The organism is Streptomyces thermoviolaceus (genome assembly GCF_045209695.1).
GTDB classification, from domain to species: Bacteria; Actinomycetota; Actinomycetes; order Streptomycetales; family Streptomycetaceae; genus Streptomyces; species Streptomyces thermoviolaceus.
Genome location: NZ_CP109280.1, coordinates 520,814 through 533,529, shown reverse-complemented (window position 1 = coordinate 533,529; position 12,716 = coordinate 520,814). Strand labels below are relative to the sequence as shown.

The window sequence follows — 12,716 nt, the reverse complement described above, 5'->3', positions numbered from 1 at the left end:
GCCCGGACACCGCGCCGGGGCCGAACCACAGGAGCCGTAGCGTTGAAGGCGCTGGTCAAGCAGAAGGCGGAGCCCGGGCTGTGGCTGGCCGACGTGCCCGAGCCCACCATCGGACCCGGTGACGTCCTCATCAAGGTCCTGCGGACCGGTATCTGCGGCACCGACCTGCACATCCGGGCCTGGGACGGCTGGGCCCAGCAGGCGATCCGCACCCCGCTGGTGGTCGGGCACGAGTTCGTCGGCGAGGTCGTCGAGGTCGGCCGCGACGTCACCGACGTCACGACCGGCGACCTGGTCAGCGGCGAGGGCCACCTGGTGTGCGGCAAGTGCCGCAACTGCCTGGCCGGACGCCGCCACCTGTGCCGGGCCACCGTCGGCCTCGGCGTGGGCCGCGACGGCGCGTTCGCCGAGTACGTCGCCCTGCCCGCCGGCAACGTCTGGGTGCACCGTGTCCCCGTCGACCTCGACATCGCCGCGATCTTCGACCCGTTCGGCAACGCCGTGCACACCGCGCTGTCCTTCCCGCTGGTCGGCGAGGACGTCCTGATCACCGGCGCCGGGCCGATCGGCCTGATGGCCGCGGCCGTCGCCCGGCACGCGGGCGCCCGCCACGTCGTCATCACCGACGTCAGCGAGGAACGCCTGGAGCTGGCCCGCAAGATCGGCGTCAGCCTCGCCCTGAACGTCGCCGGGGCGACCATCGCCGACGGTCAGCGCGAACTCGGCTTGCGGGAGGGCTTCGACATCGGCCTGGAGATGTCCGGCCGGCCCGAGGCCCTGCGCGACATGATCGCGAACATGACGAACGGCGGCCGGATCGCCATGCTCGGCCTGCCCTCCGAGGAGTTCCCGGTCGACTGGGCCCGCATCGTCACCTCGATGATCACCCTCAAGGGCATCTACGGCCGCGAGATGTTCGAGACCTGGTACGCGATGTCGGTGCTGCTGGAGGGCGGCCTCGACCTCGCCCCGGTGATCACCGGCCGGTACGGCTACCGCGACTTCGAGGCGGCGTTCGCGGACGCCGCGAGCGGCAAGGGCGGCAAGGTCGTCCTCGACTGGACCGCCTGACCCGGATCTGCCCACCGCCAGCCCCCGCCAGCACCTCAAGGAGCCCAGCGATGTTCGACTCCGTGCGCGACGACCTGCGCGCCACCCTCGACGAGATCCGCGCCGCCGGCCTGCACAAGCCCGAGCGCGTCATCGGCACCCCGCAGTCCGCGACCGTCAACGTGACCTCGGGCGGCCGCCCCGGTGAGGTCCTCAACTTCTGCGCCAACAACTACCTCGGCCTCGCCGACCACCCGGAGGTCGTCGCCGCCGCCCACGAGGCCCTGGACCGCTGGGGCTACGGCATGGCCTCCGTGCGCTTCATCTGCGGCACCCAGGAGGTCCACAAGAAGCTGGAGGCGCGCCTGTCGGCGTTCCTCGGCCAGGAGGACACCATCCTGTACTCCTCCTGCTTCGACGCCAACGGCGGCGTGTTCGAGACGCTGCTCGACGACCGGGACGCGGTCATCTCCGACGCCCTCAACCACGCCTCCATCATCGACGGCATCCGCCTGTCCAAGGCCCGCCGCTACCGCTACGCCAACCGCGACCTCGCGGACCTGGAGGCCAAGCTGAAGGAGGCCTCCGACGCCCGGCGCCGGCTGATCGTCACCGACGGTGTGTTCTCCATGGACGGCTATGTCGCACCGCTGCGCGAGATCTGCGACCTCGCCGACCGCTACGACGCCATGGTCATGGTCGACGACTCCCATGCCGTCGGCTTCGTCGGCCCCGGCGGCCGCGGCACCCCCGAGCTGCACGGCGTCATGGACCGCGTCGACATCGTCACCGGCACCCTCGGCAAGGCGCTCGGCGGCGCCTCCGGCGGCTACGTCGCCGCCCGCGCCGAGATCGTCGCCCTGCTGCGCCAGCGCTCCCGCCCCTACCTGTTCTCCAACACCCTCGCCCCGGTGATCGCCGCGGCCTCCCTGCGGGTGCTCGACCTGCTGGAGTCGGCCGGCGACCTGCGGGACAAGCTCGCCGCCAACACCGCCCTGTTCCGCCGCCGCATGACCGAGGAGGGCTTCGACATCCTCCCCGGCGACCACCCCATCACCCCGGTGATGATCGGCGACGCGGCCCGCGCCGGCCGCATGGCCGAGCTGCTGCTGGAGCGCGGCGTGTACGTGATCGGCTTCTCCTACCCGGTGGTGCCGCAGGGTCAGGCCCGCATCCGCGTGCAGCTGTCGGCCGCGCACTCCACGGACGACGTCAACCGCGCGGTGGACGCCTTCGTCGCCGCCCGCGCCGCCCTGGACGCCTGACCGAAAACCGTTGCCCGCCCGGGAGCACGCGTCGGGCCGCGCTCCCGGACGGGCGTCGGAGCAGGAGTCTGACCAGCACCGACGCCCTGTGATAATGGGGGCATGATCGAAGCGCGGCGGTTGCACATCCTCCGTGCGGTGGCCGATCACCGTACGGTCACCGCAGCGGCCGCCGCGCTCTACCTCACCCCGTCCGCCGTCTCCCAGCAGCTGGCGGCCCTGGAGCAGGAGACCGGCCACCGCCTGTTCGAACGCAGCGCCAAGGGCGTACGGCTCACCCCGGCCGGGGAGATCCTGCTCAACCACACCAACGCCGTCCTGGCCCAGCTGGAGCGGGCCGAGGCCGAACTCGCGGCCTACGGCGCGGGACAGGCGGGCACGGTGACGGTGGCCGCGTTCGCCACCGGCATCGCCGAGGTCGTCGCGCCCGCGGTGGCCCGCCTGGCCCGCACGGCACCGGGCATCCGCATCCGCGTCCAGGACGCCGAGGGAGATGCCAGCCTGCCGATGGTGCTCGACCGGCAGGTCGACGTCGCGGTGGCCGTCGAGTACCGGGGTGCGCCGCCCGCGGACGACCCCCGCCTGACCCACGTCCCGCTGTACGCCGAGCCCTTCGACGCGGTGGTGCCGGTCACCCACCGCATGGCGGACGCCGCCGAGGTGCCGCTCGCCGAACTGGCCAAGGACTGCTGGATCGGCCCCTACCCCGGCAACCCCTGCCACGACGTGGTCGTCCTGGCCTGCGAGATCGCCGGCTTCCAGCCCCGCCTCGAGCATTCCTCGGACGACTTCCGTGCGGTGGTGGCCCTCGCCGCCGCCGACGCCGGGGTGGCGCTGGTGCCGCGTTCCGCGCTGCGCGGCATGGACCTCGCGGGCGTGGTGGTGCGCCCCGTCGACGGTGTGGCGCCCACGCGCCGGGTCTTCGCCGCGGTGCGCCGGGGCGCCGAGGAGCACCCGCTGATCAAACCCGTGCTGGAGGCCCTCGGGGAGGCGGCCCCGGGGACCTAGCGGCACGGCGCGTCCTCCCCGCAGGCCGCCGTCGCCGCGCACCCCGTCCCGTCACCCCCCGGCCACGGCAGGCCGTGCACGCCCGGGGGCGTTGTCGGTGGGCCGTGGCATGATCCGATGACGTGGGCGCAGCCGGCGTACAGCCGTGCCGGCCGCCCCGCGCACGGCGGACAGCGGGGGATCGGTCCGGCAGGGGAGGGGGCGGGGAGATGGCCGACAGGCCGGCGCAACCGGCACCGGGCGATGCGGCGCGGGGACCGCACAGCGGCACGCCCACGAACGCCGGGCGCACCGTGGCGGCGGACACGACACGGCCCGCGTCCCTGTGGTCGCGGAATGTGGCCCTGTTCCTCGCCGCCCGCGCGATCGCCCGGCTCGGCGACACCATGCTGCCCGTCGCGCTCGCCGCGGGCCTGCTGCAGCACGGCTACGGCGCGGGCGCGGTCGGCCTCGCCATGGCGTCCGCGGCCGCCTCCTTCGCCGGGCTCGTCGTCCTCGGCGGGGTCGTCGCCGACCGCTTCTCCACCCGCACCCTGATGATCGGCGCCGATCTGGCCCGGCTGGGCACCCAGTCCGTGGCCGCGGTGCTGTTCTTCTCCGGGCACGTGGTGCTGTGGCAGATCTGCGCGATCGGTTTCACCAACGGCGTGGCGAGCGCGGTGTTCCAGCCCGGAGTGGCCGGCACGGTGCCCCGGCTCGCCGCCGACGTCCAGGCGGCCAACGGGGCGATACGCATCGCGGAGTCCTCGGCCCAGCTCGTGGGACCCGCCGTCGCCGGTGTGCTCGTCGGGCTCGTCTCGCCCGGCGGTGTCTTCGCTGCCCACGCCGCCACCTACGGGCTCAGCGCCCTGTGCCTGCTGCTGCTCCGGCTGCCCCCGGCACGACCCGGTGGCTCCCCGGTCGCGCCGGGCGCGAGCACATTCCGGGGGGATCTCGCCGAGGGCTGGCGGGAGTTTTGGTCGCGGACCTGGCTGTGGGCCGTCATCGCCGTGTGGTGCCTGTACATGGTCGCCGCGTGGGGGCCCACCGTCCCGCTGGTGGCCACGGAGGTGGTCCGGCAGCACGGCCCGCGCGCCTACGGACTGGTCAACTCCGCGCTCGGCGCCGGAACCGTCGTCGGCGGCTTCCTCGCCCTGAGGCTGCGGCCCCGCCGGATGCTCCGGGCCGGCGCGTTCGCCCTGTTCGCCTTCGCCTGCTTCCCGGCCGGTGTCGGGGCCGGTACCGGCGTCTGGGTGATGGCCGCGGGTGCCGCCGTGGCCGGGGCGGGACAGGCCTTCTGGGGCGTGATGTGGGCGACCAGCGTGCAGACCCAGGTCCCGCCGGACGTCCTCAACCGCATCCACGCCTACGACGTCGCGGGCTCCCTGGCCATGATGCCCGTCGGCCAGGCCCTCGCCGGACCCTCCGCGGCGCTGCTCGGCGCGGACCGCACGCTGCTGGCGGCCGCGGCGATCAGCCTGGTGGTGCCGACCGCGCTGCTGTCGGTGCCCGCGATACGCGGCCTGGTGCGGGCGGACGCACCAGGCAGGCCCCGCTCACGACCCGGCGGCGCCCTGCTGGAAGAAGCCTGAGATCCGCTGCCGCAGCGAGGCGGCGTCCAGGCCGTGCGCGGCGGTGTGCTGCTCCACGGTCCCGTACCGCCGCAGCTCCGCGCGGCCCACCCCGAGACCGAGCACCCGGTGCGGCACGTCCGCCAGCGCGTCGTTCGCCGCCGCCGTCGACGTGCCGGCCAGGTACGGCTCGACCAGGACGACGTCGGTCCCGCCCGCCCGGGTGGCCCGGCGCAGCGCCTCGCCGTCGAAGGGCCGTACCGTCGTCGCGTACAGCACGGTGGCGTCGAGGCCCTCGGTGGCCTCGAGCACCGCGTCGAGCAGGGGACCCACGGCGACCACGACCCCGCTCCGGCCCTCCCGCACGGTCAGGAAACGCTCCCCGTCCACCTGCCGTGCCTGGGCGTTGGACTGCAGGGACAGCCGCACGTACACCGTGTCGTCGCCCGCGGCCACCGCGTGCCGCAGCAGGGTCTCGGCCTCGTCCGGGTGCCCGGGCACGTGCACGGTCCAGCCGTCCAGGGTGTCCAGCAGCGCCACGTCCCCCGGCGCCATGTGGGTGTAGCCGCCCGCCGGCCAGTCGTAGGAGGCGGCGGCGCTCACCAGCACCGCACCCACGCCCTGATGCCCGAAGTCGAGTTTGACCTGCTCGAAGGGGCGCTCGACGAGGAAACTGGCGAAGGTGTGCACCACGGGCCGCAGCCCGGTCAGCGCCATCCCCGCGGCGGCGCCGACCAGCAGCTGTTCCCGGATGCCGACGTTGATCACCCGGTCGGGGTACTGACGCAGGGCGTCGGCGAAGCCGTCCTTGCCGATCTCGGCGAGGACGACCGCGACCCGTGGATCCTCCTGGAGCAGCCGGGTGAGGGTGGGGGCGAGGCGGTCACGCATGGTGTCCATCGACTGACTCTTTCCGTCGTGAGCGGGCTGTGTGTCGTGAGCGGGAGAACAGGGGGACGTGAGCGGGAGAACGGGGGAGAGGCGGCGGGTGTTCAGGCGTCCTTCGGTTCGACCCGGGCCACCACCACGTGCGGCCTGCCCGGATGCGCGGCGGTGAAGGCGGCGTGGAGGGCCTCGTGGTCACGGCCGTCGACGGTCGTCGTCGACCAGCCGGCCGCCTCGAAGCGGGCCGCGATGCCGCCGGGCCGGGCATGGCTGGCGGAGGCGTTGTCGACCACGACGGTGTGCAGCCGCTCCAGCCCGGCGGGCCCGGCGAACGCGATCGCCTCGTGGTTGCTGCCCTCGTCCAGCTCGGCGTCCCCGATCAGCACCCACACCCGGGGCCGGTGCAGCCCCTGGGCGCGCAGCCCGAGCGCGGTGCCCACGGCGATGGGCAGCCCGTGCCCCAGGGACCCGCTGCTGATCTCGACGCCCGGGATCAGCGTGCGGTCGGGATGGTGACCGAGCGGCGAGTCGTAGGAGCCGAAGCCCGGCAGCCAGTCGACCGGCAGGAAACCCTTCGCGGCGAGCACCGCGTAGTACGCCATCGGCCCGTGTCCCTTGGACAGCAGGAACCGGTCCCGCTCCGGGTCGTCCGGCCGCCCGGGATCGATCCGCAGCACGCGGTCGTAGAGCACCCAGAGCACGTCCAGGGTGGAGGTGGCGGCCGGGCCGTGCTTCTCGTCGCCGGTCATCAGGCCCATCAGCCGGGGCAGGTCGGCGTATCCGCAGGACCCGTTGGTACGTCCCAGTGTGTCGGTGGTCGTCATGCCGACACTCTGCGACCTCAAGTGGACTTGAGGTCAAATGCGCCTCCCGCGCACACCGGGAGGAGGCCTCCCGGTCACACCGGGAGGAGGAGGCGAGATGCGCGAGCACCGAGCCGAGTGCGGTATGGTGTTCCTGCACGTGGGAGCGGGGAAACCCCAGGTCACACGGGCAACGGGACGTGGCGCAGCTTGGTAGCGCACTTGACTGGGGGTCAAGGGGTCGCAGGTTCAAATCCTGTCGTCCCGACTGGTGACAGTCGCAGGTCAGGGCCGGTTCCGGAGATGTCCGGGACCGGCCCTCGGCCATGTCCGGGGCCGGTCGCCCGCTCCTGCGGTTCGAGCACTCGGCTGCTTCGCCCGGCGGAACCCGGGACACGCCCCACCCGCGCCCTCGCGGAAGGCGCCCCGCACCGAAGAGCGCGCCCTCTCTTGACCCAGCCATGACACCACTGCATCCTTCCGGCATCCGGCCGGTGCCTGCCGAGCGGTGGACCCGGCCATGGCGGCCCGTACCCGGAGTGCCCGCATGAGACGACGCGTCACCGTGCGCCGAGACCGTGGCGCCGTGCGCCGCCCGCAGGCCGGGCGCCGGACGGTCCGGCGCCGCGGCGGCGGGGACCGGCGAGGTGCCCCGGCTGCTGCCTCCGGCCAGCGGCCGCCGCCCGGCTGTCGCACCACTGTCGGACCGCACAGGTACCCCGCGCCCGGGTCCCGTCCCGGCACCGGCCCCGCCCTGCCGCAGGCGGCGACCACCTGGTCGTCCGGCGACCCGCTGCCGTGCCGTCGGCCCCGTGCCGGGGCGCGCCCGCCCGACGGCCGGGCCGGGCGACCCCAGGACCGCCGAACCGGGGTGACGTGACCGATGCTGGCCGCCGCCCGCCCGGCGGCGGAGAAGGGGGCCCGCCGCCCACGCCCCAGCACACGGCCTCGCGCTGCCTGCCACGGCATGAGGATGCGGCCCTCGCCCGACGTCCCCGGCGCCGCCGTCGCGCACGCCGTCCGACCGGCCACCACCGTTGCACACCAGGGCGCCGCCCGGTGCGGCCGGTGCCGCAGGGAAAGGCTGCATCATGATCCTGGCCAGCCATCAGCAGGACCCCAGTCCGGTGGCCGACTCGCTCTGGCTGTCGTCCGCCGTCGCGATCCTTCCGCTGCTCACCCTTTTCGTGCTGCTCGGCGTGGTGCGCATGAAAGCGTGGCTCGCCTCGCTGATCGCCTTCGCCGTCGCCGTGGTGGTCGCGGTCGCCGCGTACCGGATGCCGGTCGGCGACGCGCTCAACAGCGGGCTGCTGGGCGCCGCGTTCGGCTTCTTCCCGATCATGTGGATCGTCATCAACGCGATCTGGGTGTACAACCTCACCGTCGCCACCGGGCACTTCGACGTGCTGCGCCGGTCGTTCGCCTCGATCAGCGACGACCAGCGGGTGCAGGCCATCATCATCGCCTTCTGCTTCGGTGCGCTCATGGAGGCGCTGGCCGGTTTCGGCACGCCCGTCGCGATGAGTTCGGTCATGCTGATCGCTCTGGGCTTCAGGCCGCTCAAGGCCGCCGCCGTCGCGCTGGTCGCCAACACCGCGCCCGTGGCGTTCGGTGCCATCGCGGTGCCGATCACCACCCTCGCGGGCGTCACCGGCCTGTCCGTGGAGGACCTCGGCGCGATGGTCGGCCGCCAGACGCCCGTCCTGGCGGTGTTCGTGCCGCTGGCCCTGGTGTTCATCGTCGACGGCCGCCGCGGCCTGCGGCAGACCTGGCCACCGGCCCTGGTGTGCGGGGTGTCCTTCGCCGTCTTCCAGTACCTGTCCTCGAACTTCTGGTCGGTGCCGCTCGCCGACATCGTCGCCGCGCTCGCCTCCGCGCTGGCGGTCCTGGCGTTCACCCGGGTCTGGCACGCCGCGGAGCCCTACCAGGAGGGCGACGCGGGCCAGGCCCGGCCCGACGCCGGTGTCGAGCCCGGTGCCGGATCGGCCGGCCGGCCGGGGGTGTCCGGCGGCTCGGGATCCGAGGACGCAGGAGAACCGGCCCCCGCACGAGCCGTCGCCGTCGCCGCCCGCCCCCTGCGCGACGCACCGCTGGACGTCTTCCGTGCGTACGCGCCCTACCTGGCCGTCATCGTGGTCTTCGTGCTGGCCACCCGGGTCCCGGCGATCACCGGGAAGGCCCCGGCCGGGCCCGGCGAGAGCGGCACCGGCCTGGAGGCGGTCACGCAGATCGTCACCTGGCCTGGACTGCACATCACCACCGCGAACGGCGACCCGGTGGCCACCACCTTCAGGCTCAACTACCTGTCGGCGGCCGGCACCCTGCTGCTGGTGGCCGGGCTGATCAGCACGGTCCTGCTCGGCATCGGCCCGCGCCGGGCCCTGCGCGCCTACGGACACACCCTGAACCAGCTGAAGTTCACGGTGCTCACCGTGATGCTGGTGCTGGGTCTCGGCTACCTCATGAACGAGTCCGGTCAGACCGCCACGCTGGGCCTGTGGGTGGCCGGCGCCGGAGGTGCCTTCGCCTTCCTCTCGCCGATCCTCGGCTGGCTGGGGGTCGCCGTCACCGGATCCGACACCTCGTCCAACTCGCTGTTCGGCGCCCTGCAGATCACCGCCGCCCATCAGGCGGGCCTGTCACCCGTCCTGATGGCCGCGGCGAACTCCTCCGGGGGCGTGCTCGGCAAGATGATCTCCCCGCAGAACCTGGCCATCGCCGCGGCCGCCGTCGGCTACGAGGGCCGCGAGGGCATCCTGTTCCGCCGGGTCGTCGTGTGGAGCGTGGTCTTCATGCTCTTCATGTGCGCACTGGTGTACCTGCAGAGCACTCCGGTCCTGGACTGGATGGTCGTGGACACCCCGGCCGGCGGGCGCTGACCCGGGGCCGCGGCGGCGCCGGGACACGACCCGGGCTCCGGCACCGCGCCGGAGCCCGGTCCCGGCCGTCGCGCCTTCAGTACACGTGCCCCACGTGGGCCATCGCCTGCTTGAGCAGCACCCCGTGCCCGCCGGGCATCTCGCTCTGCACCGCCGGGGAGAGCGCCTCCTGCGGGCTGAACCAGACCAGATCCAGGGCGTCCTGGCGGGGCCGGCAGTCGCCGGCGACCGGGACGATGTAGGCGAGCGACACGGCGTGCTGACGCGGGTCGTGGAACGGGGTGATCCCGGCCGTCGGGAAGTACTCGGCGACGGTGAACGGCTGCAGCGAGGTCGGCACCCGGGGCAGTGCGACCGGCCCGAGGTCCTTCTCCAGGTGACGCAGCAGGGCGTCCCGGACCCGCTCGTGGTGCAGCACCCGGCCGGAGACCAGGGTCCGGCTGACCGTACCGTCCGGCCCGATGCGCAGCAGCAGACCGATGCTGGTCACTTCGCCGTTGTCGTCGACACGCACCGGCACGGCCTCGACGTACAGGATCGGCATGCGGGCGCGTGCCGCCTCCAGCTCGTCGACGGTCAGCCAGCCGGGTGTGGTCTCGGTCATGTCAGACATCGCTTGATCATACTTTCAGGGTCGGGCGTCGGGGGAGGTCTCCCGACGAGATCGTCACCGCTCTCCGGGGAGGTCGCCGGGGTCGTCCGGGTCGGGCAGTCGGTACACCCGCAGGGCGTTGTCACGGCCCGTCCAGCGGGCGATCCGCAACGCGTCCGGCAGGCTCAGGTCGTCGGCGTCCACGCGCTGCTGCAGCAGATCCGCCAGGCCCCGGCGGAAGGCGACCGCGCCCAGATGGTGGAACTCGGCCAGCCCGAACGCGTCGGAGCTGTACAGCAGTTTGCGGAACGGGGTGATCTCCAGGGCCTCGGCGAGGACGGCGCCGGCGCGGGCCGGACCGACGTGGTGCAGGGCCAGCCCGACGTCCAGGTACACCTGCTCGAAGACGGCCGCGAGATACGCGGCCTGCCGCTGGTGGGGCCAGCAGTGCAGCAGCATCACCGGGACGGTGCCGGCCGTCCGGTGCAGCCAGTCGGTCAGCAGGGCGGGGTCGGTGCGGTGCAGCCGCAGATCGGTGTCGCCGAAGCCGGTGTGCAGCTGCAGCGGCAGGCCCACTTCGACGGCCGTCCACAGCAGATGCCGGACCAGCACCGGATCGGCCAGACGACGGCCGTCGTCCGTGCCGGCCCCGGCGAGCCAGGCGGCCGCCGCCCGGGTCACCTCCTCCTCGGCCGGGCGCGCCGGGTCCAGAGCGAAGCCGGTGCGGTAGGCGGCCACGGACTTCACCGCGACCACCCCGGGCCGGTCCACGGCCTGCCGTACCGCCGTCTCCACCGCGGCGGCGTACTCGTCCGGCTCCACGCCCCGCGCCACGACGGCCTCGGCGACACTCTCCAGCCGGACCACCTCGTACGCCGCCGAGCGCACCCCCGGCCGGGCGGCCAGCTCGGCCAGCTCGGCCGGCCCGGTCAGCCGATCGGCCGCGTAGCCGGTGTCCACGCAGACGGCCGAGACGCCGGCGGCGGCCAGCAGACGCCGGCTCGCCTCCCGACCTCCCAGCTCCGCGCGCCGCGCCAGATACTCCTCGGGCGGAGCGTGCCGGGGCAGGCCCAGGACCGGGGCGCAGTACCGTCGCACGGCCACCCCGGCCGGGGTGTCGAACAGCGAGATGTCGCTGCCCGGCCATGCCTCGCCCTCGGTGAGCAGGGACTCGCAACCCTGCCGGTCCAGTCCGCTGGTGACGATCCCGTGGCAGTGGTGGTCCACCAGGCCGAGCGCGTCGAGTGCGTCCCGGACGGGCCCGGCTGCATCGCCCATCAGTACCTCCAGCGGTAGGCGGCCGCCACCTGGGCGTCGTCCAGCCCGCCGACGGCCGCGATCTCCCCCTCGCGCACGGCGGTCACCGCGTCGGCCAGCACCGGGCCGAGGGCGTCGCGCAGTACACCGTCCGCGCGGAACGCGGACACCGCTTCGGCCAGGCTCGCCGGCAGACGCCGCACGCCCCGGGCGTCGGCCACGGCCGGGTCGAGGTGCGCCGGGTCCCCGGTGGTCTCCTCCGGCAGCCGTGCCGCGGACTCCACACCGTCCAGGCCGGCGGCGATGACACAGCCCAGCGCCAGATACGGGTTGGCGGCCAGGTCGACCGGTTTGACCTCCAGGTTGGCGGCGCGGTCGCGCTCGCCCAGGGTTCCGGTGACCACCCGCAGCGCCGCCTCCCGGGTCTCGCGCCCCCACGCGGTGAACACGCCCGCCCAGCGGGACGGCCGCATCCGCAGCCGGCTCGCCGGACTCGGCGCGGTCACCGCCGTCAGCGCGGGCAGATGGGCCAGCACCCCCGCGGCGAAGGACTCGGCCTCCGGGGTCATCCCGTACCGGCCGGTGCCGCCGGAGTGCAGATTGGTGCCGTCGCGCCAGGCCGACAGATGCAGATGACCGCCGTTGCCGACCGAGTCGGCGACGACGGCCGGGGCGAAGGACACCCGCAGGCCGTGCCGCCGGGCCACGGCCCGCACGGTCTGGCGTACCAGCACGCTCCGGTCGGCCGCCGCCACCGGATCGAGGGCGCCGACGGAGATCTCGAACTGCCCGGGCGCGTACTCGGGGTGGATCTGGTCGACGTCCACGCCCTGCGCGGCCAGGGCCGCCAGCAGATCGGCGGTGCAGTCGCTCAGTTCCACCTGCCGGACGGCACCGTAGGCCGGGCCCGCGACCGCCGGCTCGAAGGAGCCGTCCGGGGTGTCCCGGCCGACCGTCCACTCGATCTCGACGGCCGCCTTGAAGGTGATGCGGTGGCGCCGTTCGGCGCCGGTGACGACCCGGCGCAGGAAGGTGCGGGTGCAGCCGGGGTGCGGCTCGCCGTCCTGGGTGATCCGGTCCACCGGCGCCCAGGCCCAGCCGGGCTGCCCGGCCAGCACGGTCAGCTCGTCGAGGTCCGGGTAGAGCCTGAGGTCGCCGTCGGGGGAGCCGAGCACATCGGTGGTGACGACCGAGTCGTCGGAGAGGAAGGTGTCGAACACGGGGGACATGCCCACGCCCCAGGCCGCCGCCGCGGACAGTTTCGCCACGGGAACGGCCTTGACCCGGCTGATCCCGGCGGTGTCGACAGAGGACAGCACGATCCCGTGCACGCCGTGCTCGGCCAGCTCGGCAGCGAGCGCACCGGCCCGCTCCACCTCGCCGGGACGGCCGCCGGGCACGGGATCCACGAGAGTCGCCATAGGTCT

General features: G+C 74.0%; 10 protein-coding genes and 1 tRNA gene. 6 read left to right on the top strand and 5 right to left on the bottom strand.

Translation table 11 applies throughout. The annotated features are described in order from the left end of the window. Nucleotides 1-42: 42 nt before the first annotated feature. From tdh to OG899_RS02400, 4 genes are all read left to right on the top strand, one after another. Nucleotides 43-1,071, top strand: coding sequence for an L-threonine 3-dehydrogenase (gene tdh / locus OG899_RS02415; RefSeq protein WP_125499757.1), 1,029 nt, complete (start codon nucleotides 43-45; stop codon nucleotides 1,069-1,071). 50 nt (nucleotides 1,072-1,121) lie between these two features. Then, entirely contained in the window at nucleotides 1,122-2,315 is a 1,194-nt protein-coding gene (locus tag OG899_RS02410) for a glycine C-acetyltransferase (protein ID WP_125499756.1), read from the top strand. A 102-nt stretch (nucleotides 2,316-2,417) separates the two neighbouring features. Beyond that, the gene (locus tag OG899_RS02405) at nucleotides 2,418-3,323 is read left to right on the top strand and encodes a LysR family transcriptional regulator (protein WP_168130915.1); all 906 of its coding nucleotides are present in this window, start codon (nucleotides 2,418-2,420) and stop codon (nucleotides 3,321-3,323) included. Between the two features lie 209 nt (nucleotides 3,324-3,532). After that, a complete protein-coding gene (locus OG899_RS02400; protein WP_168130916.1) occupies nucleotides 3,533-4,894 on the top strand; it encodes an MFS transporter in 1,362 nt (453 codons plus the stop codon). Here OG899_RS02400 and OG899_RS02395 read toward each other — a convergent pair. Then, on the bottom strand, nucleotides 4,859-5,773 hold the full coding sequence (locus tag OG899_RS02395; protein ID WP_125499754.1) for a transketolase family protein: 915 nt from the start codon (nucleotides 5,771-5,773) through the stop codon (nucleotides 4,859-4,861). The genes OG899_RS02400 and OG899_RS02395 overlap by 36 nt on opposite strands. Before the next feature lie 92 nt (nucleotides 5,774-5,865). Then, a complete protein-coding gene (locus OG899_RS02390; RefSeq protein ID WP_125499753.1) occupies nucleotides 5,866-6,582 on the bottom strand; it encodes a transketolase in 717 nt (238 codons plus the stop codon). A gap of 173 nt (nucleotides 6,583-6,755) precedes the next feature. Between OG899_RS02390 and OG899_RS02385 the strand changes: the two genes are divergently transcribed. Together OG899_RS02385 and OG899_RS02380 are read left to right on the top strand one after the other, a co-directional pair. Then, nucleotides 6,756-6,829 (top strand) — tRNA-Pro (locus OG899_RS02385). Nucleotides 6,830-7,652: 823 nt separating this feature from the next. Then, nucleotides 7,653-9,440 carry an L-lactate permease gene (locus tag OG899_RS02380; protein WP_189427695.1) on the top strand — a complete coding sequence of 596 codons (1,788 nt, stop codon included), beginning with the start codon at nucleotides 7,653-7,655 and terminating at the stop codon, nucleotides 9,438-9,440. A gap of 76 nt (nucleotides 9,441-9,516) precedes the next feature. On the opposite strand, the gene OG899_RS02375 is transcribed toward OG899_RS02380, so the two are convergent. The 3 genes from OG899_RS02375 to OG899_RS02365 form a co-directional block, all read right to left on the bottom strand. Continuing rightward, complete coding sequence (locus OG899_RS02375; protein ID WP_168131019.1) at nucleotides 9,517-10,044, bottom strand: NUDIX hydrolase family protein; 528 nt, start codon at nucleotides 10,042-10,044, stop codon at nucleotides 9,517-9,519. 63 nt (nucleotides 10,045-10,107) lie between these two features. Then, on the bottom strand, nucleotides 10,108-11,310 hold the full coding sequence (locus OG899_RS02370) for an amidohydrolase family protein (protein WP_125499750.1): 1,203 nt from the start codon (nucleotides 11,308-11,310) through the stop codon (nucleotides 10,108-10,110). Further along, nucleotides 11,310-12,710, bottom strand: a complete 1,401-nt coding sequence (locus OG899_RS02365) for a glutamine synthetase family protein (RefSeq protein WP_125499749.1) — start codon at nucleotides 12,708-12,710, stop codon at nucleotides 11,310-11,312. Before OG899_RS02365 ends, OG899_RS02370 begins: the two co-directional genes overlap by 1 nt. Nucleotides 12,711-12,716 lie beyond the last annotated feature (6 nt).